This is a genomic window from Nonomuraea corallina (assembly GCF_027620315.1).
Lineage (GTDB): Bacteria > Actinomycetota > Actinomycetes > Streptosporangiales > Streptosporangiaceae > Nonomuraea > Nonomuraea corallina.
Window position 1 is genome coordinate 13,089 of sequence record NZ_JAPNNL010000005.1, and the last position, 23,128, is coordinate 36,216.

Below are 23,128 nucleotides of genomic sequence, written 5' to 3' on the forward strand. Positions count from 1 at the left end.
CAGAGCACGGACGAGCATCGCTCAGACGCGCACGGGCCGCGGGCCGGCCCACTCGGCGTCCGGCATGCGCAGCACCCGCAGCGCGATCAGGCCGTAGGCGGCCAGGTGCAGCAGGGAGCCGGTGGACTGCACGACCGGAGCCTCGTCCATGGTGAGGAACGGCACGATCGTGCCCGCCAGCGCGGCGACCGGCACCCACCAGGGCGCCATCTTGACCGCGACCAGGGTCACGAGCAGTGTGATCAGGCCGACGTGCAGCAGGAACCCCGGCAGCAGCATCCCGTACACGAAGCCCGCCAGTTCGTTCGCCCGCCGCGTGACCTCCTCGGCCTGGGCGTCGGGCAGGGTCTGGGCCAGGGCGAGGTCGTAGAAGTCGGTGGTGAAGAGCGTGAGCCCGTGACCGGCGCCGACCAGGCCGAGCGCCGCCCCCACGTTGCTCGCGCGGGGGGCGCGCTCGCGCAGGAGGTGGGCCAGCCCCAGGACGACGGGGATGAGGCTGAGCGTCGCCCACACGTAGAACAGGGCGCTGACCTGGACGGCCGTCGCGTGCGTACGGAAGATCTCGGGATCGTGCTCGGCCCCGGGGGGCGAGGTCAGGAAGGCCAGGAACTGGAACACCGGCCAGGCGATCAGGGCGAGGCCGGCGACGATCCGGCGCAATGAATCAGGATTTTTCAGCACTCGCCCAGAGAAGCGGAGGCCCGTCCCGCTGCGCCCGGGCGCTCGTCCCCGGCCTGCCGGGAAGAACGCCCGGACCTCCCGGGACACCGTCCCGACCGGTCCGGGACCACGGGCGGATACGGTGTGGCCGGAGGAGGAACGGATGGCGGTCACGGCTCGGGTCGCGTGGGTGTGCTGCGCCCTGACGCTGACGTTGTCCGCGACGGCCGCCGGGCTGGCCTTCGCCAACGGCACCGCCCCCCTCTCCGTCGTCCACCTGCTGTTCGTGGCGGGGTGCGCGGTGGCGGGCGGGCTGATCGGCGCGCACCGGCCCGGCCACATGGTGGGGCGGCTGCTGGCGCTGAGCGCGTTCTGCTTCGCCCTCATGGAGGTCTGCGGCCACTACGCGATCCTCGGCCTGCGCGACGGGCTGCCGTTCGCCCGGGCGCTGGCCTGGCCGCAGACCTGGCTGTGGATCCCGGCGAACGTCGCGGCCGTCCTGATCCCGCTGTACTTCCCCCGCGGCCGCCTGTCCTCCTCGCGCCTGCGCCCGCCGGTCGTGGCGGTGGTGCTCCTGGCCGCGCTCACCGCCGTGGCGAACGCGCTGCGGCCGGGGGACAACCACCAGGTCGGCCTGGGGGCGGCGGTGCCCAACCCGCTCGGCGTGCCCGCCCTGGCCGGGTTCGCGCAGGCGACCGAGGCGGTGCTGACCGTCCTGCTGCCGGTGGCCTTCCTGCTGGGCGCCGCCGATCTGGCCGGGCGCGCCTGGCGCGGCGAGGGCGCCGAACGACGCCAGATCGCCTGGCTCGTGTACGTGGTCGGGCTGGAGACGGTGGTGATCGCGGCCAGGCTGGCGGCCGGGCTCACCGACGACGTCCCCGGCTCGGTGTGGCCATCGGGCAGCGTGCTCTGGGAGCTGGTCGGCGTCGCGGGCGCCACGCTCCTCCCGGTCGCCATCTGCGTGGCCATCCTGCGCCACGGGCTCTTCGACATCGACCTGGTGATCAACCGCACGCTGGTGTACGTGCTGCTGTCGGGCTGCGTGACCGGCGGCTACGTGGCCGTGGTCGCCTACCTCGGCGCGCTCTTCCCCGCCGGTGACCTGCCGGTCTCGGTGCTGGCCGCCGGGCTGGTGGCGCTCGCCTTCGCGCCGCTGCGCCGGCGGCTGCAGAGCTGGGTCAACCTGCTGACCTACGGCGAGCGGCACGACCCGTACGCCGCGCTCACCCGGCTGGGCCGCAGGCTGGAGAGCACCGCGGACCCCGGCACCGTGCTGCCCGGCATCGCCCGGTCGATCGCCGAGGCGCTCCGGCTGCCGTACGTGGCCGTGGAGACCGCCCAGGGCGAGCGCTACGAGCATCGTCCTGGCGGCCCGGCCAGGGCCGCCGAGCCGATCCGGCTGCCGCTGACGCACAACGGCGAGCGGGTCGGCGGCCTGACGCTCGCGCCGCGGCCGGGGGAGAGCGGGTTCGGCCCCCGCGACCTGCGCGTCCTCGCCGACCTGGCGCGGCAGGTGGCGGTGGCCGTGCACGCCGTACGGCTCTCCGCCGACCTGCGCCGCTCCCGCGAGCGACTGGTGATGGCCAGGGAGGAGGAACGCCGCCGGCTGCGGCGCGACCTGCACGACGGGCTCGGCCCCACCCTGGCCGCGCTGACCATGCGGGCCGAGGCGGCGCACGACCTGGTCACCGACGAGGGCGCGCGCAAGCTGCTCGCCGAGATCGTGGACGACGCCGAGACGGCCCTGGCCGACGTGCGGACCCTCGTCGACGGGCTGCGGCCGCCCGCGCTGGACTCCCTGGGCCTGGCGGGGGCGCTGCGCGCGCACGCGGCCAGGCAGCCGTCCGGCCCCCCGGTGGACGTGCGCGTCCCGGCCGACCTGCCCGCGCTGCCCGCCGCCACCGAGGCCGCCGCGTACCGGATCGCGACCGAGGCGCTGGCCAACACGCGCCGGCACGCGGACGCGACGCGGGCGTGGCTGCGCGTCGCGATCGAGGACGGGACGCTGGTGCTGGAGATCTCCGACGACGGCCGCGGCATCACCCCGCCGACCGGCCAGACCGGTCAGACCGGCCAGACCGGTCAGACCGGTCAGGGCGGCACGGACGGCGTGAGCGACACGGGCGGTCAGGGCCACACGGACGGCCCGGGCGGCACGGGGGTCGGGCTGGCGTCCATGCGGGAGCGGGCCGCGGAGCTGGGCGGGTCGTGTGTGATCGACGAGCGTCCCGGGGGAGGCACCCGCGTCCGGGTCGCGCTGCCCGCGGGCGGGGAGGGTGACGGTGATGATCCGGATCTTGGTGGTTGACGACCACGCGGGGTTCCGCGCGGGCCTGCGGACCCTGCTGGCGACGGCCGAGGGCATCGACGTCGCCGACGAGGCGGGCAGCGGGGAGCAGGCGCTCGCGCTGGCCGCCCGGATCCAGCCGGACGTCGTGCTCATGGACCTCGACATGCCCGGCATGGGGGGCATCGCGGCGACCGAGCGGCTGACCCGCGACCATCCGCACATCAGGGTGCTCGTGCTCAGCATGTCCGACGACGACGACTCGGTCTTCGCCGCCGTCCGGGCGGGGGCGCGCGGCTACGTGGTCAAGGGCGCGCGCAAGGCCGAACTCGTCCGATCGGTGCACACCGTCGCCGAGGGCGGCGCCGTCTTCGGCCCCGCCCTCGCCTCCCGCCTGGTCGGCTACTTCTCGCCCGGGGAGCGCGCCGAGCCGGCCCTGCCCGGCCTGACCCCCCGGGAGCGGGAGATCCTCGCGCTGATCGCCGCCCACCTGACCAACCCGCAGATCGCCGCCCGGCTCGGGCTGAGCCAGAAGACGGTGCGCAACCACGTCTCGGCCGTCTTCGCCAAACTCCAGGTCGCCGACAGGGCGCAGGCCATCATGCGCGCCAGGGAGGCCGGACTCTGAACGCTCAGCCGATCAGCCCGCGCCGGAAGGCGACGGCGACGGCCGCCGCCCGGTCGTTGACGCCGAGCTTGGTGTAGACGTGCAGCAGGTGGCTCTTCACCGTGGCCTCGCTGATGAACAGGCGCGAGGCCACCTCCCGGTTGGTGGCGCCCTGCGCGATCAGCTCCAGGACCTCGATCTCGCGGGCGCTCAGCGGGTCGGCCGGCGTGCGCACCTGCCCCACCAGGCGGGTCGCGACGGAGGGGGAGAGCACGGACTCGCCCCGCGCCGCCGTGCGCACGGCCCTGACCAGGTCGTCGCGCTGGGTGTCCTTCAGCAGGTAACCGGTGGCTCCGGCCTCGATGGCGGGCAGCACGTCCTTGTCGGTGTCGTACGTGGTGAGCACGAGCACGTGGGCCCGGAGCCCGAGCTCGGCCAGTCTCCTGATGGCGGCGACGCCGTCCATCCCGGGCATGCGCAGGTCCATGAGGATCACGTCGGGCTCCAGGGCGCGCGCCAGCTCGACCGCCTGGGCGCCGTCGCCCGCCTCGGCGAGCACCTCGAACCCCGGGTCCCCGGCGAACATGCCGCGGATGCCGTCGCGGACGATGGGATGGTCGTCGGCGATCAGCAGCCGGATCGGGCGCTCAGCCACGCGCCACCGCCGGGACGCTCGCGGAGACCGCGGTGCCGCCGCCGGGCTCGGTCTCGATCTCCAGGGTGCCCGCCAGGCGGCTGACGCGCTTGCGCATCGACGTCAGGCCGAAGCCGCCGCCGTCCCGTGCCCGTTCGGGATCGAAGCCCGCGCCGTCGTCGCGCACGTCCAGCGTCACCAGGTCCTCCATGTACGAGAGCGTCAGGCCCACCCGGGACGCGCCCGCGTGCTTGGCCACGTTCGCCAGCGCCTCCTGCGCGGTGCGCAGCAGGGTCTCCTCCACCTCCGGGTGCAGGGGGCGGGGCGTGCCGGTGGTGGTGAGGCCGGCGCGCACGTCGTTGAACTCGCTCCACCGGTCCACGACCTCGCGCAGGGCCTCGGGCAGCGGGGCCGCGTCGAGCTGGCCGGGGCCGACCGCGTGGACGGAGCGCCGGGCCTCGGCGAGGCTCTCGCGCGCCAGCCGGATCGCGTTGTCCACGTTGGGCCGCCAGTCGTCGGCCTGGTGCGCCGCCTGGAGCTGGGTGATGATGCCGGTCAGGCCCTGGGCGAGGGTGTCGTGGATCTCCGCCGCCATCCGCTGCCGCTCGTCCAGCACGCCCGCCTCCCGGGCCTGGACCAGCAGCTGCGCCTGCAGGCCCGCGTTCTCCCGCAGCGTCTCCTCCAGTCGCGCCACCATCTGCTTGCGCTCGGCGCTGCGCGCGGCCGTGATCTCGCCGACGAAGCTGAACAGGCCTACCCCGGCCACGATGGCGGCGGTGAGGAGCAGGTACGAGAGGATCTCGGACGGGACGAGGCCCGGCAGCCCGCCGAAGAAGCCCGTGACGCTGATCGCCGCCGTGGCGGTGACCCCGGCGAAGCGCCACATCCCTTTCAGGTACTCCCATGAGTGCAGGTAGCCGATGAAGCCGAAGAAGCCGGCGAACCACACCGCCTGCGTGCACAGCACGCCGATCAGGACGATCAGCCCGATCACGTAGACGACGCCCCGCGGGACCAGCCGGATCCACGCGGCGGCCAGCGCCGCCAGCGCCACGACCCGCCATGGCGGGCCGTCCTCTGTGAGGAGCGCGAGCACCGTGGAGGCTGCCAGCAGGACGTACGGTGCGGCCGCCAAATGGTGCTCCAGCAGGCGCTCCCACCGATCGAGCTGCGCTGTCATGCCTCACTCCCAGCGGAAGAACCTGGCCGCGATCATACTGACGACCAGCGCGTACCCGGCCATCACCACCAGTGGCAGCGGATCGGCCGGACTGCCCGCCCAGATGCCCTGCAGGCTCTGCCGGAAAGCCCCCAGAGGGGTGTATTCGCCGACACGCACCAAAATATCGGGCATCTGATGCGTCGGCTGCATCAGTCCGGCGAGGTAGGCCATCGGGAAGTACAGCAGCACGCCGATCCCGTTGGCGGACCGCCCGTTCGGGGCCAGCGCCGCGATGAGCAGCCCGATGGCGAACAGCGCCCCCACTCCGAGCAGGAAGGTCAGCGCGACCAGCGGCCACTGGGAGGGCAGGTGGGCGCCCAGGACGCCGCCCGCCACGCCCAGCAGCAGGCCGCAGGCGGCCACCGCGAGCACGACCTGCAGGACCAGCTGCACCACTAGCAGTTTGATCGGGCGCACCGGCGTGGCCGAGAGCCGGCGCAGGATGCCCCGCTCGCGGTAGGTGGCCATGGTGGTCGGCAGCATGTACAGGCCCACCAGCCCGACCGCGATGGCCAGTGCCATCGGCACCAGCACGGTGTCGCCGGGCTCGATCGAGCTGCCGAAGACCACGAGGATGAACAGCGGGATGAGCAGGGCGAAGATCGCCCCGGGCTCCCGGGTCAGCAGTTTCAGTTCGACGAGGGCGAGCTTGGTCACGGGTCCTACTCCTGGGTTCCGAAGGAACGCCCGGTCAGGGCGATGAAGGCGTCGTCGAGCGTGCGCTTGTCGATGCGCAGGTCGCTGACGAGCACGTGGTGCCGGGCGAGATGGGCGGTGACCGCGGTGGCGAAGTCGGCCCGGCCGCTGACGACCATCCGGTCACCGGTCCTGCTCACCCCGGTCACCCCGGGCAGGGACTCCAGCCCGGCCGGCTCGCCGCTCATCAGGGTGAAGCTCATCCGGTGCTCGGCGTCGACCCCGTCGATCAGCCCCGCCGGGGTGTCGAGCGCGACGACCCGGCCGCGGTCGAAGACGGCGACCCGGTCACAGAGCTCCTCGACCTCGTCCATGAAGTGGCTGACCAGCACCACCGTCACCCCGCTCGCCCGGACCCGCTTGACCAGCTCCCAGGTGGTGCGGCGGGCCTGCGGGTCCAGCCCGGTGGTCAGCTCGTCGAGGAAGGCCACCCGCGGGTCGCCGACCAGCGCCAGCGCGATGAACAGACGCTGCTTCTGGCCGCCCGACAGCTTCCCGAACCGGGCGTCGCGCTTGTCGTCCAGCCCCCACTCCGTCATCAGCTCCCGCCAGTCGCGCGGCCGGGCGTAGAAGGAGGCGTAGAGGTCCAGGGCCTCCCAGACCTTGATGTTCTCCGGCAGCTGCGTGTGCTGAAGCTGCACGCCGACCACCTCGCGGAGCCGCCGCTCGTCCCTGACGGGGTCGAGGCCCTGCACGCTGATCGTCCCGCTGTCGGCCCTGCGCAGGCCCTCCACGCACTCCACGGTGGTGGTCTTGCCGGCGCCGTTGGGGCCGAGGATGCCGAAGATCTCGCCCTCCTCGACGGAGAACGACACTCCGTCCAGAACCGTCAGCTCGCCGTACGACTTGCGCAGGCCGGTGACTTCGATGACTGCCATGGCTCAAGCCTCGTGCGGCGGCGGCTCCGGCGAATCGGCCCGCCGGCCATGATCCGCCACGGTTCGGGTTGATCCGGAAATCAGCCGATCGGTTGATGCGCCCACCGGCCGAACTCGGAGCTGAAACTTTCACCGCCGGTTGACGAACCGGCCGCCGCCGCCCATGATCACGCTTGTCTCCTGGTCAGGAGGAGGCGTCGAGTGAGGACCACTGCCCACGGCGAGGTGCACCGATGCCGAGAACCCTGCTCCGCGCCGCGTCCGCGATCGTGCTGACGCTGGCCGTCCTGAACGTCCCCGCCGCCCATGCCCAGGAGGCCACCCCTGTCGACGTGACGGTCAACACCCGCGCCGCGCTCGCCGCCGTACCGGAGACCGGCATCGGCGCCAACCACGCCATCTGGGACGCCCATCTGGGTACGGACCAGACCGCGGACCTGCTCAAGGCGGCGGGCGTCCGGCTGCTGCGCTACCCGGGCGGCTCGTACTCCGACATCTACCACTGGGCCGACCACACCGCCCCCGGCGGCTACGTCGCCCCGAACACCGACTTCGACACCTTCATGGCCGGGGTGCGCCGCACCGGGGCGCGCGCGATGGTGACCGCCAACTACGGCACCGGCACGGCCGAGGAGGCCGCCGCCTGGGTGAGGTACGCCAACGTCACCAAGGGCTACGGCGTCACGTACTGGGAGATCGGCAACGAGAACTACGGCAACGGCCACTACGGCGCCGCCTGGGAGGCCGACGACCACCCGGACAAGAGCCCCGCCGAGTACGCCCGGCACGTCGTCGCCTACGCGGACGCGATGAAGGCGGTCGACCCGACCATCAAGATCGGGGCCGTGCTGACCACCCCCGCCAACTGGCCCGACGCGATCGTGGCCGAGGGCGACGAGGGAAGCTGGAACGAGGTCGTCCTGTCGACCGCCGCCCAGAAGATCGACTTCGTGATCCTGCACTGGTACCCGGGCGCTCTCGACCGCACGGGCCACGTGCCCGACATGATCCAGCTCACCCGCGAGCAGATCGCCCGGCACGCCGGCCCCGGCGCGGAGCGCATCGGCATCGCCATGACCGAGTTCAACACCGGCTCCAGCAGCAACGGCACCACCACCCAGCCGGGCGCCCTGGCCGCCGCCGACGCCTACGCGACGCTGCTGGCCAACGGCGTCTTCACGGTCGACTGGTGGAACGTGCGCAACGGCATCGGCGCGGTCACCGAGGTCGCGGGCCACACCGACTACGGCGACTTCGGCCTGCTGTCCAGCGGGGGCTGCACGTCCGACGGCTCGGTCTGCGAGCCCGCGCTCAACACCCCGTTCGCGCCCTACTACGCGCTGCAGATGGTCAGCCGGTTCGCCCGCCCCGGTGACCAGTTCGTCCGGGCGGGGACCGACCGGTCCGCCGTCTCCGCGCACGCCGCCCGCCGTCCCGACGGCTCCCTGGCGGTCCTGCTGATCAACTCCTCGCGCGACACCTCGTACGCGGCCACGCTCGACTACGCCGGCTACACCCCCGCCCCTGGCGCTCCCACCGTGCTCACCCACACCAACGGCGCCACCGCGATCACGACCGAGACCACCGGCACCCCCGGCAGCCGGCTCCTGCCCCCGCTCTCGCTCACCACGATCGTCCTGCGTCCTGCCCCGTCGACCGGCCCCGGCGCCCCCGGCCGGCCGGCCGCCACCGCGGTGACGGACACCACCGCCACCATCGCCTGGCCGCGCGCCGCCGACGGCGCCCGCCCCGTCGCCAAGTACGAGATCCACCGCCAGCACGGCGCCGTCACCGAGCAGCTCGGCGAGACCGCCGGGACCATGTTCACCGTCCGCAACCTGCGGCCCGGCACCCGCTACACGCTCAACGTGCTGGCCCGCGACACCGGCGGAGGGCTGTCGTGGTCCTCGCCGCCCGTGACGTTCACCACCGCCACCCCGGCCACCGGCACCTGCCGGGCGAAACTGACGATCCAGTCGGACTGGGCGAGCGGCTACGTCGGCAGCATCGAGCTGACCAACACCGGCGCTCCGGTCGACGGCTGGACCCTGGCCTTCACCTGGCCGCGGACCTGGCAGCGCCTCGACAGCGGCTGGAGCGCGGTCTGGACCCAGGACGGGCAGGACGTCAAGGCCGTGAGCGAGCCGGGGAACGGCGCGCTGGCCACGGGGGCGACGACCACCGTCGGATTCGTCGGCGCCTACTCCGGACCCAACGTCCTGCCGTCGGTCTTCACCCTCAACGGCAGGGTCTGCACCGGCGGCTGACGCCCCGGGTGCGGCGGCCCGGACCGCCGCACCCGGACCGCCGGCGCCCCGACTGTCACAGCAGGTCAAGCCCGCCTCCTGAGTATCTGGGATGGCGATCCTCCGGTGGCGGTCAAGTCTTTTCTAAGCCGCCAGAGAGGGCGTGATTGATCCCTATTTGGGTGCTAGCGTCCTAATTGAGGAATCAATCAGATCGAGGGGAGGCGCCATGTCTGGCGGATACGGACGAGGCTGCCGCCGTCGTCACCACCGTCGTTTCTGCCGCCGCAGGAGGTGGTGGGGCTACTGGCACGACTGGGATGACGACTGGGGCTACTGGTGGTAGCACCCCGAACCTGACGGATCGCGACGGTCATCGCAGACAGCGAGATCGCCGCGATCCGTTTTTCGTGCCCGCGCTTCCCATTCCTCAGACCACCGGCTGCCGTTCGAGCAGCGTCTTGAGACCGGACAGGACCTCGGGCCAGCCGCCGCTGAGCATCTCCAGCGCGGTGCTGCCCGGCTCGAACCCGTCGTGGACCACGGTCAGCCTGACGCCGTCGCCGTGCGGTTCGAGCTCGAAGGCCACCCGCGAGCGGGGCTCGCCGCGGAGCTCGGCCAGCACGTCGGCGCCGACCCCGGACACCTCGGCCCACTCCGGGGTGAACGCGTGCCAGCTGTACGAGAGCCTCCGGTACGGGTCGTACTCCAGGACGGTGCTGCCGCCGTCGTCGAACGTCGACTCCCCGGAACGCCAGCCGACGGAGGCGCCCTCGGTCCAGGCCGACTCCAGGGCGAGACCCCAGTAGGCCTCGGTGAACTCCGGCTCGATCAGGGCGCGCCACAGCCGCTCCGGCGTGGTGGCGATGTAGGTCGTGTAGACGAACGCGGGCTTGGACACGGGGGTCTCCTCCAGGGCGTGCTTCAGCGCCGACAGGGCCTGGACGCGGCGGCGGTCGTAGCGGCGGATCCAGCGGTCGGCGATCTCGTTGATGGGGGCGGCGTTGAGATAGTGGAGCTTCTCCCGGCCGCGCCTCCTCGTGCTGATCAGGTTGGCGGCCTCCAGGACGGCCAGGTGCTTGCTGACGGACTGGCGCGCCATGGCCAGGCCCTCGCACAGCTCGTTGAGCGTCTGGCCGTCACGGGCGTGGAGGCTGTCCAGGAGCAGGCGGCGGCTCGGGTCGGCCAGCGCCTTGAACACCTCGTCCACGGGGAACCACCTCACAAATGCAGCCTTTTGGCTGCCTGTCGAAAATAGGCAGCCAAAAGGCTACATGTCAAGGCCGCCTCAGCACGTCCGCAGCATGTTGAGCAGTGCCTTCTTCTCCGCCCGGGTCACGAACAGCCCGTAGTGCCGCTTCACGGTGATCCACGACGTCGCGTACTCGCACCAGTAGGCGCGGCGCTGCGGCCGCCAGCTCTGCGGGCCCTGGCCGCCCTTGGCGATGTTGGCGGAGTGGCTGACCGTGATCAGCTCCGGGCGGGTCAGGTCGTTGGCGAACGCGCGCCGCTTGGCCGGGCTCCACCGCTTGGCGCCCGAGCGCCAGGCGTACGCGAGCGGCACCAGATGGTCGACGTCCACGTGCCTCTCGCTCTTCAGTCTCTTGCCGTCGTACGGGCTGTACCAGTGACCCTTGACCGGATGGCAGGCCGCGTTCCTGCGCACGCCCCGCCCGTCTCGCGCCAGCGCCAGCTCCCGCGTGCTGCACCGTCCCTTGCGGTTGACCCAGTGCGGCCGGAACTTCTCCCGGCTGTAACCCCGGATGGACAGCGGCCTGGCCACCTTGAGCTGAGCCAGGGCGCGCCGGGCCGCGGCCTGCTTGGAGGATTCGGCCGACGCCTCCGGGGTAGTCAGGACGACGGTGGCCGGGAGAGCCACGAGAGTGAGCGCTGCGACGTGAGCCGACCGCCGCAGAGAGATCATGGTTTTGCCCATGCCCAGCGGCATCCCCGATCATGGCGGCGATATTCGCCCCTTTTGTGGCTTCTGGCCGTCGCGACAGGTCCCGGAACCCGCGCGGACGGGGCCGTGAGAGGATCGGCAGTGTGTCGCGCCTGCTGATCGTGCACCACACCACCTCGCCCACGCTGCGCGAACTCTTCGAGGAGGTCCGGCGCGGCGCCGCCGCCGACGGGATCGAAGGCGTCGACGTGATCACCCGCCCGGCGCTGGCCGCCTCCGCCGTCGACGTGTTCGAGGCCGACGCGATCATCCTGGGCACCCCCGCCAACATCGGCTACATGAGCGGCGCGCTCAAGCACTTCTTCGACACGATCTACTACCCCTGCCTGGAGGAGACCCGGCGCCTGCCGTACGCCCTCTACGTCCACGGCAACGACGACACCACGGGAGCGGTCCGCGCGGTGGAGTCCATCGCCACCGGCCTCGGCTGGGAGCGGGTCCGCCCGCCGGCCACGGTGACGGGCCCGCCCGGCAAGGACGACCTGGAGTCCTGCTGGGAACTCGGCGCCACCGTCGCCGCGACGATCAGCGCATGAGCGGTTCGCCACTGGCACGCCGACGAGTGGAACGTGCGGGGGCGTCGTCGTCCGCACTCTGGCCGGCCGGGGCGCACGCCGACCACCCGGCGGCGACCGATCGCTAGCGGGGTGCGAGCCCGGTCTTCCCGTCGATCAGCTCGCGTACGACGTCGAGGTGCCCGGCATGACGGGCGGTCTCCTCGATCATGTGCAGCGCGATCTGCCGTAAGTCGGAGATCTTGTCTCCCGGCGGATGGGGATGGCGTCCCCGGGGCCGCGCCGACAGCGGCAGGGCGGCGAGGACGGCGTCGGACCGCGCGCACTGGGCGCGGTAGAAGGCCAGGACCACCGACGGCGGGCGCGGGGTCGTGAGCGGCTCGTGGTCGTCGGCCGGCCAGGGCAGGGGCTCGGCGGAACCCAGGGCGACCTCCTGGAACCAGTGGCGCTCCGCGTGACCCAGATGCTCGACGAGCCCCAGCGGGGTCCATCCCGAGGGCAGGACGGCGGTCGTCAGGGCGTCGTCGTCGAGACCGTCGAGGATCGCCAGCACGGCGGCGCGCTGCGCCTCCAGGAACGTCAGCAGGGCGTCCTTCTCGCTGTCGCTCACCGGCCCACAGCCCTTCTCCGGCCAACCCGCCGCACCGAAGGCTAACGACCGCCTCCGACATTTCTCGCGCGGCCGCTTGTGGAGCTAAACGTCCTCTTTGTCATGAAGTACGTAGAGCATGCCTTGACGATAACCATGACCCGCTTCGCGTGACTAGAGCTGTACTATCCTGGCCGCTCCTAAAAGGATCAACACTGAGGATTTACGCCGTGTCAGTCTTGTGGGCCGCATTAGCCATCGTCTTCGTCATCTGCCTGCTCAACCTCGTGCTCACCATCGCGGTGATCCGGCGCCTTCGCGAGCACACCGAGCTGCTCAATCGAGGAGGCGGACAGCACCCCGGACAGGAAGAGATCACCCTGCCCGCCGGCTCCCGCGTCGGCGAGTTCAGCGCCGTCACGGTCGACGACCGGACGCTGACCCGCGAGGATCTCCGGCCGGGGATGCTCGTGGCCTTCTTCTCGCCGCGCTGCCCCACCTGTGAGGAGGAGAAGCCGGCCTTCATCCGGTACGCCTCCGGCCTGCCGGGCGGCCCCGACCAGGTGATCGCCGTGCTGCTGGGCACACCCGAGGAGCTCGCCGGGCTGCGCGAGGAGCTGGGCGAGGTCGCGCGGATCGTCATCGAGCCGGACGTCGACGGCGCGATGTCCACGGCGTTCGCCCTGCGCGGATACCCCGCCTTCTGCCTCATGGGCCAGGACGGCGTCCTCCAGGTGACCGGGTTCCGGGTCGACGTCCTGCCCGACTCCGTGGCCCTGTGACGACCGGCAGGCGGGTCGCCCTCGCCGCGTGGCGGCTGGCCTGGCGGTCCTCGGCGCGTACGACCGTCGCCCAGCTCGTGCTGACCGTGCTGGGCGCGGGCGCGCCCGTCGCCGTCGCGTGGCTGACGAAGATCGTGTTCGACCGGTTGAGCGCCCCGGACGGACCCGGGGACCTGACGTGGCCGATCACCGGCCTGGTCGCCGCGGGCATCCTGACGGCGCTGCTCGCGCAGGTGCTGCGCTACCTGCGGGCCGAACAGGGACGGATCGTCGCACTCGCCGCCCTCGACCGGCTCTACGCCGCGGTCAACAGGCTGGTCGGCCTGGGACGGTTCGAGGACCCGCAGTTCGCGGACCGGCTGCGCTTCGCCCGCCACGCCGGCGGGTCCGGACCGGCCGAGATCGTGGCCGTGAGCCTGAACCTGCTCCAGCAGGTCCTGGTGACCGCCGGGTTCGTCATCTCCCTGGTCACCGTCAGCCCGGTGCTGGCGGTGGTCGTCCTGGCCGGCGCGCTGCCCGCCGTCGGCGCCGAGTTCGCGCTCGCCCGCCGGCGGGCCGAGGCCATGAACACCGTGGGACCGCTGGAACGGCGCGAGCTGTTCTACGGCCAGCTGCTCTCCGACGTGGAGGCGGCCACCGAGGTGCGGCTGTTCGGCGTCGGCTCCTTCCTCCGGCGACGGATGCTCGGCGAACGCCGCAGCGCCAACCGGGTGGAGCGGGCCATGGACCGGCGCGCCCTGGGCACGGAGGCGCTGCTCACCGCGCTCTCGACCGCGGTCGCGGGCGGCTGCCTGGTCTGGGTGGTCAACGCCGCCGCCGCCGGGGCGGTCTCCATCGGTGACGTGTCCATGCTGGTCGCCGCCGTCGCCGCGGTCCAGGCGGCGCTGCTCGGCATCGTGCGCGACCTGGCCGGGGCGCACACCCAGCTGCTGATGTTCGGCCACTACCTCGCCGTCGTGGAGGCGGAGCCCGACCTGCCGGTGGCGGCCCGCCCCCTTCCGGTGGAGCCGTTGCGGCACGGCATCGAACTGCGCGACGTCTGGTTCCGCTACCGGGAGGACCTCCCGTGGGTGCTGCGCGGCGTCACCGTGACCATCCCGAAAGGCCGGTCGGTCGCTCTCGCCGGGTACAACGGCGCCGGCAAGAGCACGATCATCAAACTCCTGTGCCGCTTCTACGATCCCGACCGCGGCCAGATCCTCTGGGACGGCGTCGACCTGCGCGACCTCGACCCGGCGCAGCTGCGCGCCCGGATCGCGGGCGTCTTCCAGGACTTCGTCTCGTACGAGATGTCAGCCGCCGAGAACATCGGCATCGGGGACGTGGAAGCCCTGGCGGACCGGTCACGCGTCGAGAACGCCGCCCGGGACGCGGGCGTCCACGACATCCTCGACAGGCTCCCGCACGGGTACGACACGCTGCTCAGCCGCATCTACTTCGCCGGCGACGAACTCAACGGGAACACCCCGGGCACCACGCTCTCCGGCGGCCAGTGGCAACGGGTCGCCATCGCCCGCAGCTTCCTGCGCGGTGGTCGTGACCTGCTCATCCTCGACGAGCCGAGCGCACGCCTCGACGCCGAGGCCGAACACGAGATCCACCAGGGCTTCCGGCGGCTTCGCGCCGGCGGCACCAGCCTGCTGGTGTCGCACCGGCTCGGCACGATCCGGGACGCCGACCTGATCCTGGTGCTCGACGGCGGCACCGTGGCCCAGGCCGGGCGGCACGACGAACTGGTCGAGGCGGGAGGGCTCTACGCCGAGCTGTTCTCCCTCCAAGCCGCCGGATATCGGGATTGACCGCGACCTGAATAGATCTTTACTGTAGGTCAAAACGGGTCAAGATCGAGTGATGCCTACCGGAATCCGACGAACGGCCCGTCACCTCACAAGGGAGCAAGCATGCTGCGACTCTTCAACACGCTGGGCGACCGGATGCTGTCCGCCTTCGTGCCCAAGGTCACCGCCCAGGCCGCCTGCACGACCTGGAAGGAATTCTGCTACTGCAGCGGTGTCTATTCCATTTCCCGGTGGTGCGACCGCGGCTGCGACAGCAGCCAGACGACCTGCGGGCCGTGCAACGTGAGAGGGGCCAAGTACAGCTGCTAGCTCACCCGTAAGACGCGAGTGGCCGCCGGCCGGAGCCGGTGGCCGCTTCCGTGTCACGGACCCGGCCGCCTGGCGGCGGGTGACGCTCCCCACCCTCACCGTGCGACCCGCCGATGAGTTCCACCGAACAGTAAGGCGCCTTCCGTGCAGGCCGTGATCGCAGTGCTCCTGGCAGGCGCCGGCGTGGCGGCCCTCGCCGCGGTGCTGCGGCGCAGGTTCGTGCTGGCCACCGTCGCGGGCTACAGCATGGCGCCCACCCTGCGTCCCGGCGACCGTCTCCTCATACGCCGCGCGCCCCTGTCGCGCCTGAGCGTGGGCGACATCGTCGTGGTCGTGCCGGACGCCCGGATGGCGGCGGGGCCGCGCCACACCACCGGCTACGTGATCAAACGGTTGGCCGCCGTACCGGGGGATCCCGTACCGGATCACGTCCCGGCGCCGGCGCACGAACGCGTCCCTCCCGGCCGGATGGTGATCCTGGGGGACAACCCCGACGCCAGCCGCGACTCGCGGGACTACGGCCTGGTCACCCAGGAGCAGCTCGTCGGCGTCGTCGTGCGCGCCCTCGGCGCCTCGGACCCGGCCAAGGACGAACCCACAAGAGATCAGGCCAACCCGTAACGCGGTCCCGCAGGAAATCAGGCGAAACCGTAAGGCAGTCTCTATCCTGCGGGAGGTGCGCAACTCCCTCACCTTCGCGAACCTCCTCGACGACGCCGCCCTGCTCTCCCTGGAGCACCAGCTGCACCTCGAAGAAGTTCTCGCCGAGCACTCCTGGCACGTGAACCTGAAGCAGCCGCTCTTCGAGTTCACCGGCGACCGGACGATCACCTGCACCGCCTTCCACCTGCTCGGCACCGCCGCCCCCGGACCGGCTTCGTGGCTGTGGGCGTGGGCGAACCCGTCGGGCTTCCCGGAGGCCGTGGTGTCCGCCTCGGAACGGGTACGCGACTTCGGGCGGCAGCACGACATCCCGGAACTGGCCTCCGCGGAGGTGCCGTTCGCCTCGCTGCCCGGCTCCCCGTCAGTGCCGCACGTGGTCGCCGGACTGCTCACGGAGGCGGCCAAGACGGTGACCGGGCACTGGACCTCGTACAACGGGGAAGCCGGCGGCGGGACCAGGGCCGCGTTCCTCGTGGAGCACCCCGACTTCCACCTGCCCGCGCCCGAGCCGGTCCGGGTGATCCGCGTCATCCAGCAGGCGCTCGCCGACCTGTCGCTGACCGACCACCGGCGCGCGCTGCGCGCCTACGCCGCCGGTCGCGGCCTCGGCGCGGAGTTCGACGACCGCGAGGGCCGGCTCACCGGGCCGGGATTCGAAGTGGTCGTGGACCTCGACGCGTACGGCCGCGTCACCGCCATCAAGGCCGGCCTGCCCTCACCCGACGGACCGACCCCCTGAAGCGGCGCTCCAGTGAAAAATCCGGTGGAACCTGTCGAGGATCGGTGCCGGCCGTTCGTCACCTGCACGACACAGCCCTTCCGACCACGAGGAGCAACGATGAAGTACGCGATGCTGATCTTCGGCGACGACCGCGAGTGGGACGCGCTGTCCCCGGCCGAGGAGCAGGACCTGATGAGCCAGATCCACGAGTGGTACGAGCGTTGGCAGCCGACCGGCAAGATCGTCGACGGCGGCGCCGAGCTGCGGCCCCGGGACACGGCGAAGACGGTCCGCGCCGGCGCGGACGGCCGGCCGATGATCATTGACGGGCCGTACCTCGAACTCAAGGAGGTTATCGGCGCGGTCGTCATGCTGGAGTGCGACCACCTCGACGAGGCCGGGCGGATCGCCGCCACCTGGCCGCTCGCCGCCGGGATGAGCGCGGTGGAGGTCCGCCCCGTGATGAGCCGCGACCAGTAGTGACGCCGGGCGCCGGTCTCACAGCCGGCGCCTCAGCTCAGCCACCCGGCGCGACATCAGCTCCCGTTCGGCCGGGTTCGCCGCCAGCTCCAGCGCCCGCTCCGCCGCCGTCAGCGCCTCCGACGGACGGCCGAGCGCCGCCAGCAGATCGGCCCGGGCCGCGTGCCACAGGTGATAACCGGCGAGCCGGTCACCGAGCGCCTCGACCTCGTCCAACGCAGGAGCCGGCCCCACCGCGAACCGCGTGGCCACCGCCCGGTTCAGCAGCACCACCGGCGACGGGTCCAACACGTACAGCCGGTCGTACAGCGCCCGCACGCCCGCCCAGTCGGTGGCCTCGTACGAGCCGGCCAGGGCGTGCAACGCGGCGATGCCGGCCCGCACCTGGTACGGTCCCGGCCGGCCACGGCGCACCGCCGCCCGCAGCCGCAGCGCCGCCCGTCCGATCGCCGCCCTGTCCCACATCCGCCGATCCTGCCGTTCGAGCAGCACGATGCGGCCCCAGGAGTCGAACCGCGCGCCGACGCGGGCGTGATGCAGCTCCAGCAACGCCGCCAGCCCCGCGGCCTCCGGCTCATGGGGCAGCAGCCCGGCGAGCCGGCCCGCCAGCTCCACCCCCTCACGGGCCAGCTCGCGCCGCTGAACGGACCGGCCACTGGACAGATAACCCTCGTTGAAGACGAGATAGATCACCGCGAGCACGGCCGGCAGCCGGTCGGCGTACTCCTGCGGCCGCGGCACCTCGAACCGGACCCCGCGTTCCCGCAACTGGCGCTTGGCCCGGGAGAGCCGCTGCGCCATCGTCGGCAGCGGCACCAGGAACGCGGCGGCGATCTCGGCCGTGCTCAGCCCGGCGGCCGCGTACAACGTCAGCGCCACCCGGGCCGGCTCGGGAAGATCCGGATGGCAACACCCGAACACCATGGCCAGCCGATCGTCCACGCCCGGCTCCGGCGGCGCTTCGGCGGCCACCCGCGCCAACTTCTCGCGGCCGACGGCGTCTCGGCGCAGCCGGTCCAGCGCCTTGCGCCAGCCCGTGGTGACCAGCCAACCGGTGGGGCTATCGGGCACGCCCTCGACGGGCCAGCGCCTGAGCGCCTCGGCCAGCGCGTCCGACAACGCCTCCTCGGCCCGGTCGAAGTCGCCGAGCCGCCGGGTGAGCGCGCCGAGCATGCCGGCCGCGTCCGCCCGCCAGATCCGATCTAACACTTCCGCCACGTCGCCCATCGCACCAGTGTCCCCGCGTGTGCGACACGCCCCCGCACCCGGCGGCCCTGCCCGGGAGGGAGCCCCTGGTCCCTGACGTTCGCTCCGCCGGCGCCGGTCTGGAATCAGGCGTCGGGTCCAGCCCCTCTCACCGGCTCGTCCCACCAGGGCATGCGTAGCCGTCGGCATCCCAGCAGTGATCCGCCGCCGAAGCGATGAGTCTCGCCTCGCGGTCGCCCTCCACCAACACCTCGACGACCCGCTCCCCGAACCTCTTGGTCAGGTCGTACGCCTCACACCGCACCGTGCAGTCCCGTGTGCGTTCGGAGGCCGGTTCGCTGCTCCACCCCGCTTTGCCGAAGGCGGCCACGACCTCCTTCGGCGTCACATCCTCGATGTGGACCTTGACGTGCGCCCCGAATGTGGAGGAGTCGCAGTCATTCCAGTCCTCCATGGTCGCGACCAGGTCGCCCTCGGAGAGAGCGGGACGCAACGCCTCCCGGACGAGGTCGTTCTCATAGTCCGCCCGTTCATGACACGACCGCCCGCCGGCCACCACGCCGAGCAGCCCGCAGCCGGAGGCGAAGACGGCGCTCAGCACGATGAGAACCGGGACCAGCTTGATGCTCGCCATCGCGCCCGAAGCCTTGATCACCGCGCCAGTCAACCATGGACGGCCGAGCCCGTTTCGAGCCGTGGCGACACCCAGACGATCAGGCCGCGGCGCGTACCGATTGACAGCTGTTAGCTATGTGGAATAGCTTTTAAGATATGCAACCTAGCTACAGGAGCAGGGAAACCGCCCATGCCTAGGGCCGGGCTCACCCGCAGCCGGGTCGTCGACGCCGCAATCGAACTCGTCGACAAGCACGGCCTTCCAGCGCTGACCCTCGCCGCCGTCGCCGAACACTGCGGCGTCGCGGCCCCGTCTCTCTACAAGCACGTGAGCAACATCGCCGACCTGCGCACCCTGGTCGGCATACGTGTGATGGAGGAGATGACGGACGGTTTCACGGCCGCCGTGCTCGGCCGCAGCGGCACCGACGCCGTGACCGCGCTCATGCGGGCCTACCGCGCCTACGTGACCGCCCACCCCGCCCGCTACGCGGCCGTTCCCGTCGACCCGCTGCACCAGCAGGAGTACGCCGCCTCCGGGCGCCGCATGCTCGAGGTCATGCAAGCGGCGCTGCGCCCCTGGCAGCTCGACGAGAACGAATCGATCCACGCGATCCGGGCCGCCAGAGTGATCGTCCACGGCTTCGCGTCACTGGAGGCGGCGGGTGGCTTCGGCCTGCCACACGACCTCGACGAAACCTACGAGCGCCTGATCCGGCTGTTCCTCGCCACCCTCCCCCCGCTTTAGGAGATCGCCGTGCCGCTCACCCACACCCGACTCGCCGCCGCCGCACTGACCGCCGCCGGTGTGCTGTTCTTCCTCTACCCGGCGCTCCGCCCGTGGGCGGACGAATCCACAGCCGACGGCGCCCTGCACGCGCTGTCCTCGCCCTGGTGGGTGGCGACCCACCTCTTTGCGATGATCGGGTTCATCCTCGTCCCGCTGGCGCTGCTGCCGATCAACCGTATCGCCGCCGTCATCATGTGGATCGGCGCGGGCCTGACCCTGCCCTACTACGGCGCGGAGAACTTCGCGCTGAACACCATCGCCCTCAAGGTGAGCGAAGGCCGGCAGTTAGACCTGCTCGGCCTCACGGAGAGCATCCGCTACCACCCGGCGGCGGCGGCCACGTTCCTCATCGGGCTGATCCTGCTGGGCGCCGGCGCACTCACCGCCGCCGTCGCGATCTGGCGCTCCGGCGTACTCCCTCGATACAGCGCAGTGCTCTTCGGCATCGGCTTCGCCCTGTTCATCCCCCAGTTCTTCGTCGGCGAGGCAGGGCGAATCGCGCACGGCGTACTCATGGCCGCCGGATGCGGATGGCTCGCGGTCTCCCTCTGGCGAACCCGAACCGTCCCGCTTGGCCGCCCCACCACCGCGTAACCCTCGACACACAACAGTTGGTGTGCCGCGCCTGAAGCTCGTCGGCGTTCAACGTTGGTGGACATTGCCGTACGGGTTGCCGTAGCCGTTCATCGGGGAACGACCTGAGCGCTGACGCCCGGCAGGTCGTCGAATGCGGCAGATGAGTCCATCGTGATCACTGTCCGCGCGGTGGCCGCCGCCGTCGCCGCTATCAGCAGATCATAGGCGCCACGTGTTTTTCCCGCCCGCCGTATGTGCGCCATGAGGCGAGCATGGACCCTGGCGACATTCGTGGTGTATTCCTCGACAGGGATCAACGCGAGGACCTGATCCACGAAAGCTTGCCGATCGGGCCGGCGGTCCTCATCGGCCAACTCCACGCCGACGAACAACTGGGCCACCGTGATCGCCGCGATCGCCACATCATCGGCGTCCCCGATCACCGTGTCCACGGCCGCCTTGCCTCGCTCGGCGGCGATGAGCACACCTGTGTCCAGGATCAGGCGCCGGGCCACGTGTCTCTCATCTCGTTGTCGGTCGCTTCACGTGCCGCCGCCACGTCAGCCTCGAAATCGGCGTCCAACGTGCCCGCGCTTCTGGACAGGAACGCCTTGACCATACGGCCCGGCGCGGCCGGCGCGGGGCCGATCACGGCGATCTGCTTGCCGCCGCGAGTCACCACGATGGTCTCCCCGCGCTCGGCCTCGTCAAGGACGGCCGCGAAGTTTCGGGACGCTTCCGTAGCGGTCATCGCCTTCATGGAATCAGACTATCTGATACCTCCGTTGATCGCTGGCTGTAAGCAGGCTGTCCGCTATGGCTCCGCCATCAGTAAACACGAAAACGCCCCGAAGCGATGATCGCTACGGGGCATTCTTGCTGGTCGGATGAGGTGGTCAGGGGCGGGGTCGAACCGCCGACCTTCCGCTTTTCAGGCGGAGCAATCACCCTGTTCGGGCGATCGAGACCGTGGTCAGGCGCGTGTGGGCGGCGGCGTGGGTGCGTCGGTGGGTGGGGACGTTGCTGTCAGTGCTGCTGTCACCTCAGCCATGTCGTCCGGTGGCAAGGCCCGACGGAGGAGGGCCTTGCCGGCGATCGCCCCAGCTCGTACGACGGGCACCGAAGTCCGCGATCGTCACGGCCTCAGCTACCGTGCTGACATCTGAACCGTAGCTGGGGCGGAGACGTCTACAGGTGTTCAGCATCGATATAAGCCCTTGTCTGAGCAGGAGGGTGGGGCAGGCAGTCCCTAACCTCGGGCTTTCACGGGGAATTTGAGCCAAACTGATCGTTTACATGAGAAAAGTGCCTTTGAGCTGGGAGGATAGGGCTTGTCGAAGGTCCTGTCCGCGTCAGAGCAAGAGGCACTTTTCACGTGCAGACTATCGCGTCCAACCGCAAGATCAGCCTGTCCGCTGACGCAAACGGTCTCCTGTCCCACGCAGGCGGCCTCCTCCTCACCCAGACGCTGGCCATCACCGGCCTGAACCGGGCCCTGTCACACGAACTGGAGCGGTGGCGCCCTTCACGCGCCATGCACGACCCAGGCAAAGTCATCGCTGATCTCGCCCTCACTCTCGCCCTGGGCGGAGACTGCCTGGCCGACATCGCCCTGCTGCGCTCCCAGCCCGAACTGTTCGGCCCCATCGCCTCCGATCCGACCGTCTCACGCCTGATCGACCGGCTCGCCGCCGACGAGACCCGCGCACTGAAAGCCATCCGCGCCGCCCGCGCCACCGCCCGCCAGCGCGCCTGGCACCTGGCCGCCGGTCGCGCTCCCGGAGCCGACGCCCAGCCCGTGATCGTCGACCTCGACGCCACCATCGTCATCTCCCACTCCGACAAGCAGCACGCCGCCCCGACCTGGAAGAAGAACTACGGCTTCCACCCGATGACCGCCTTCGCCGACCACGGCCCCGGCGGTGGCGGAGAACCACTGGCCCTGATGCTGCGGCCCGGCAACGCCGGATCCAACACCGCCGCCGACCACATCCAGACGACCCGCCTGGCCCTCGCTCAGCTGCCCAAACACCGGCGGCGCAACGTCCTGATCCGCACCGACTCCGGCGGCGGCACCCACGAATTCCTCGCCTGGCTCACCCGCCCCGGACGCTGGCTGAAATACTCCATCGGCTTCACCATCACCGACGACATCGCTCAAGCGATCGGCAAACTCCCGGCCACCGCCTGGAGTCCGGCATACGACGCCGACCGCCAACCACGCCAGGGTGCCTGGGTCGCCGAACTCACCGGCCTGCTGGAGCTGACCGGCTGGCCCAAGGGCATGCGCGTCATCGTCCGCAAAGAACGCCCGCACCCCGGCGCCCAGCTGCGCTTCACCGATCTGGACGGACACCGCTTCACCTGCTTCGTCACCGGCACCAAGCACGGCCAGCTCGCCGACCTGGAACTACGCCACCGCCGCCGCGCCCGCGCCGAAGACCGCATCCGCGCCGCCAAGGACACCGGCCTGCGCAACCTGCCCCTGCACGACTTCGCCCAGAACCAGATCTGGCTCGAGATCGTCGCCTTGGCCTGCGAACTGCTCGCCTGGACGCAGCTGCTCGCCCTGCACGGCACCGACGCCCGCCGCTACGAACCCAAACGCCTGCGGCTACGTCTGTTCGCCGTGGCCGGCCGACTGGTGCGCGGTGGCCGACGCCTGCGCCTGCGCATCGCCACGCGATGGCCCTGGGCCGGCACACTCCTGACCGCCCTGGCACGACTCCAAGCCCTGCCAGCGCCGACCTGACCAGCACGAAACCATCCCAACGAACCAGGAAGGAACCCTCGGGCCCGTGGAACCCCGCCCACCCGGCGCGACAGCCGGGCAGCCACGCTGACCACAGCGGGCCAATCGACCTCCAGCCGAAGACCTCAGCCGACCACC

General features: G+C 71.4%; 25 protein-coding genes. 13 read left to right on the forward strand and 12 right to left on the reverse strand.

Annotated elements, in window-relative coordinates:
• Window positions 1–21: 21 nt before the first annotated feature.
• A complete protein-coding gene (locus OUY22_RS02205) occupies window positions 22–660 on the reverse strand; it encodes a hypothetical protein (protein ID WP_270152991.1) in 639 nt (212 codons plus the stop codon).
• Window positions 661–823: 163 nt separating this feature from the next.
• On the opposite strand from OUY22_RS02205, the gene OUY22_RS02210 reads away from it, so the two are divergent.
• Entirely contained in the window at window positions 824–2,968 is a 2,145-nt protein-coding gene (locus tag OUY22_RS02210) for a sensor histidine kinase (RefSeq protein ID WP_270152992.1), read from the forward strand.
• Entirely contained in the window at window positions 2,946–3,575 is a 630-nt protein-coding gene (locus OUY22_RS02215; RefSeq protein WP_270152993.1) for a response regulator, read from the forward strand. Before OUY22_RS02210 ends, OUY22_RS02215 begins: the two co-directional genes overlap by 23 nt.
• A 4-nt stretch (window positions 3,576–3,579) precedes the next feature.
• Here OUY22_RS02215 and OUY22_RS02220 read toward each other — a convergent pair whose 3' ends face one another.
• Genes OUY22_RS02220 through OUY22_RS02235 form a run of 4 tightly spaced genes read right to left on the reverse strand, consistent with a single transcriptional unit; the run spans window position 3,580 to window position 6,984 of the window.
• Window positions 3,580–4,209, reverse strand: coding sequence for a response regulator (locus tag OUY22_RS02220; protein ID WP_270152994.1), 630 nt, complete (start codon window positions 4,207–4,209; stop codon window positions 3,580–3,582).
• A complete protein-coding gene (locus OUY22_RS02225; protein WP_270152995.1) occupies window positions 4,202–5,368 on the reverse strand; it encodes a sensor histidine kinase in 1,167 nt (388 codons plus the stop codon). Before OUY22_RS02225 ends, OUY22_RS02220 begins: the two co-directional genes overlap by 8 nt.
• Before the next feature lie 3 nt (window positions 5,369–5,371).
• Entirely contained in the window at window positions 5,372–6,067 is a 696-nt protein-coding gene (locus OUY22_RS02230; RefSeq protein ID WP_270152996.1) for an ABC transporter permease, read from the reverse strand.
• Window positions 6,068–6,072: 5 nt separating this feature from the next.
• On the reverse strand, window positions 6,073–6,984 hold the full coding sequence (locus OUY22_RS02235) for an ABC transporter ATP-binding protein (RefSeq protein ID WP_270152997.1): 912 nt from the start codon (window positions 6,982–6,984) through the stop codon (window positions 6,073–6,075).
• Between the two features lie 233 nt (window positions 6,985–7,217).
• Here OUY22_RS02235 and OUY22_RS02240 point away from each other — a divergent pair, with 233 nt between their 5' ends.
• Window positions 7,218–9,251, forward strand: a complete 2,034-nt coding sequence (locus OUY22_RS02240) for a cellulose binding domain-containing protein (RefSeq protein ID WP_270152998.1) — start codon at window positions 7,218–7,220, stop codon at window positions 9,249–9,251.
• Between the two features lie 409 nt (window positions 9,252–9,660).
• On the opposite strand, the gene OUY22_RS02245 is transcribed toward OUY22_RS02240, so the two are convergent.
• Together OUY22_RS02245 and OUY22_RS02250 are read right to left on the reverse strand one after the other, a co-directional pair.
• A complete protein-coding gene (locus tag OUY22_RS02245; RefSeq protein WP_270152999.1) occupies window positions 9,661–10,440 on the reverse strand; it encodes an ArsR/SmtB family transcription factor in 780 nt (259 codons plus the stop codon).
• Window positions 10,441–10,518: 78 nt separating this feature from the next.
• Window positions 10,519–11,109 (reverse strand): HNH endonuclease family protein, encoded by a 591-nt coding sequence (locus OUY22_RS02250; protein WP_270153000.1) that lies wholly within the window; start codon window positions 11,107–11,109, stop codon window positions 10,519–10,521.
• 167 nt (window positions 11,110–11,276) lie between these two features.
• Between OUY22_RS02250 and OUY22_RS02255 the strand changes: the two genes are divergently transcribed.
• Window positions 11,277–11,729 (forward strand): flavodoxin family protein, encoded by a 453-nt coding sequence (locus OUY22_RS02255; RefSeq protein ID WP_270153001.1) that lies wholly within the window; start codon window positions 11,277–11,279, stop codon window positions 11,727–11,729.
• 103 nt (window positions 11,730–11,832) lie between these two features.
• Here the strand turns inward: OUY22_RS02255 and OUY22_RS02260 are convergent, their stop codons facing one another.
• A complete protein-coding gene (locus OUY22_RS02260) occupies window positions 11,833–12,318 on the reverse strand; it encodes a DinB family protein (RefSeq protein WP_270153002.1) in 486 nt (161 codons plus the stop codon).
• Between the two features lie 209 nt (window positions 12,319–12,527).
• On the opposite strand from OUY22_RS02260, the gene OUY22_RS02265 reads away from it, so the two are divergent.
• The 6 genes from OUY22_RS02265 (at window position 12,528) to OUY22_RS02290 (ending at window position 17,051) form a co-directional block, all read left to right on the forward strand.
• Window positions 12,528–13,079 (forward strand): thioredoxin domain-containing protein, encoded by a 552-nt coding sequence (locus OUY22_RS02265; RefSeq protein ID WP_270153003.1) that lies wholly within the window; start codon window positions 12,528–12,530, stop codon window positions 13,077–13,079.
• Window positions 13,076–14,878: an ABC transporter ATP-binding protein gene (locus tag OUY22_RS02270; protein ID WP_270153004.1), complete on the forward strand. Its 1,803-nt coding sequence runs from the start codon at window positions 13,076–13,078 to the stop codon at window positions 14,876–14,878. Before OUY22_RS02265 ends, OUY22_RS02270 begins: the two co-directional genes overlap by 4 nt.
• A 102-nt stretch (window positions 14,879–14,980) precedes the next feature.
• Window positions 14,981–15,187, forward strand: a complete 207-nt coding sequence (locus OUY22_RS02275; RefSeq protein WP_148035312.1) for a hypothetical protein — start codon at window positions 14,981–14,983, stop codon at window positions 15,185–15,187.
• 153 nt (window positions 15,188–15,340) lie between these two features.
• Window positions 15,341–15,808 (forward strand): S26 family signal peptidase, encoded by a 468-nt coding sequence (locus OUY22_RS02280; protein ID WP_270153005.1) that lies wholly within the window; start codon window positions 15,341–15,343, stop codon window positions 15,806–15,808.
• Window positions 15,809–15,863: 55 nt separating this feature from the next.
• Window positions 15,864–16,589 (forward strand): DUF6882 domain-containing protein, encoded by a 726-nt coding sequence (locus OUY22_RS02285; protein WP_408638097.1) that lies wholly within the window; start codon window positions 15,864–15,866, stop codon window positions 16,587–16,589.
• 99 nt (window positions 16,590–16,688) lie between these two features.
• Window positions 16,689–17,051: a YciI family protein gene (locus OUY22_RS02290; protein ID WP_270153006.1), complete on the forward strand. Its 363-nt coding sequence runs from the start codon at window positions 16,689–16,691 to the stop codon at window positions 17,049–17,051.
• 18 nt (window positions 17,052–17,069) lie between these two features.
• Here OUY22_RS02290 and OUY22_RS02295 read toward each other — a convergent pair whose 3' ends face one another.
• Both OUY22_RS02295 and OUY22_RS02300 read right to left on the reverse strand, forming a co-directional pair.
• Window positions 17,070–18,278 carry an RNA polymerase sigma factor gene (locus OUY22_RS02295; protein ID WP_270153007.1) on the reverse strand — a complete coding sequence of 403 codons (1,209 nt, stop codon included), beginning with the start codon at window positions 18,276–18,278 and terminating at the stop codon, window positions 17,070–17,072.
• Between the two features lie 127 nt (window positions 18,279–18,405).
• A complete protein-coding gene (locus OUY22_RS02300; RefSeq protein WP_270153008.1) occupies window positions 18,406–18,912 on the reverse strand; it encodes a hypothetical protein in 507 nt (168 codons plus the stop codon).
• A 150-nt stretch (window positions 18,913–19,062) separates the two neighbouring features.
• Between OUY22_RS02300 and OUY22_RS02305 the strand changes: the two genes are divergently transcribed.
• Together OUY22_RS02305 and OUY22_RS02310 are read left to right on the forward strand one after the other, a co-directional pair.
• Complete coding sequence (locus OUY22_RS02305) at window positions 19,063–19,620, forward strand: TetR/AcrR family transcriptional regulator (RefSeq protein ID WP_270153009.1); 558 nt, start codon at window positions 19,063–19,065, stop codon at window positions 19,618–19,620.
• A gap of 9 nt (window positions 19,621–19,629) precedes the next feature.
• Window positions 19,630–20,256, forward strand: coding sequence for a hypothetical protein (locus OUY22_RS02310; RefSeq protein WP_270153010.1), 627 nt, complete (start codon window positions 19,630–19,632; stop codon window positions 20,254–20,256).
• An 89-nt stretch (window positions 20,257–20,345) separates the two neighbouring features.
• Here the strand turns inward: OUY22_RS02310 and OUY22_RS02315 are convergent, their stop codons facing one another.
• Both OUY22_RS02315 and OUY22_RS02320 read right to left on the reverse strand, forming a co-directional pair.
• Complete coding sequence (locus tag OUY22_RS02315; RefSeq protein ID WP_270153011.1) at window positions 20,346–20,753, reverse strand: PIN domain-containing protein; 408 nt, start codon at window positions 20,751–20,753, stop codon at window positions 20,346–20,348.
• Entirely contained in the window at window positions 20,738–20,998 is a 261-nt protein-coding gene (locus OUY22_RS02320) for a type II toxin-antitoxin system Phd/YefM family antitoxin (protein ID WP_270153012.1), read from the reverse strand. Before OUY22_RS02320 ends, OUY22_RS02315 begins: the two co-directional genes overlap by 16 nt.
• A gap of 615 nt (window positions 20,999–21,613) precedes the next feature.
• Here OUY22_RS02320 and OUY22_RS02325 point away from each other — a divergent pair.
• On the forward strand, window positions 21,614–22,990 hold the full coding sequence (locus OUY22_RS02325; RefSeq protein WP_270153013.1) for an IS1380 family transposase: 1,377 nt from the start codon (window positions 21,614–21,616) through the stop codon (window positions 22,988–22,990).
• Window positions 22,991–23,128 lie beyond the last annotated feature (138 nt).

What these genes read in the sequence shown, in the direction of transcription:
- OUY22_RS02210 (WP_270152992.1), top strand. Translation starts at nt 824, where the DNA reads ATGGCGGTCACGGCTCGGGTCGCGTGGGTGTGCTGCGCCCTGACGCTG.
- OUY22_RS02215 (WP_270152993.1), top strand. Translation starts at nt 2,946, where the DNA reads ATGATCCGGATCTTGGTGGTTGACGACCACGCGGGGTTCCGCGCGGGC.
- OUY22_RS02225 (WP_270152995.1), bottom strand. Translation starts at nt 5,368, where the DNA reads ATGACAGCGCAGCTCGATCGGTGGGAGCGCCTGCTGGAGCACCATTTG.
- OUY22_RS02235 (WP_270152997.1), bottom strand. Translation starts at nt 6,984, where the DNA reads ATGGCAGTCATCGAAGTCACCGGCCTGCGCAAGTCGTACGGCGAGCTG.
- OUY22_RS02240 (WP_270152998.1), top strand. Translation starts at nt 7,218, where the DNA reads ATGCCGAGAACCCTGCTCCGCGCCGCGTCCGCGATCGTGCTGACGCTG.
- OUY22_RS02275 (WP_148035312.1), top strand. Translation starts at nt 14,981, where the DNA reads ATGCTGCGACTCTTCAACACGCTGGGCGACCGGATGCTGTCCGCCTTC.
- OUY22_RS02290 (WP_270153006.1), top strand. Translation starts at nt 16,689, where the DNA reads ATGAAGTACGCGATGCTGATCTTCGGCGACGACCGCGAGTGGGACGCG.
- OUY22_RS02295 (WP_270153007.1), bottom strand. Translation starts at nt 18,278, where the DNA reads ATGGGCGACGTGGCGGAAGTGTTAGATCGGATCTGGCGGGCGGACGCG.
- OUY22_RS02305 (WP_270153009.1), top strand. Translation starts at nt 19,063, where the DNA reads ATGCCTAGGGCCGGGCTCACCCGCAGCCGGGTCGTCGACGCCGCAATC.
- OUY22_RS02320 (WP_270153012.1), bottom strand. Translation starts at nt 20,998, where the DNA reads ATGAAGGCGATGACCGCTACGGAAGCGTCCCGAAACTTCGCGGCCGTC.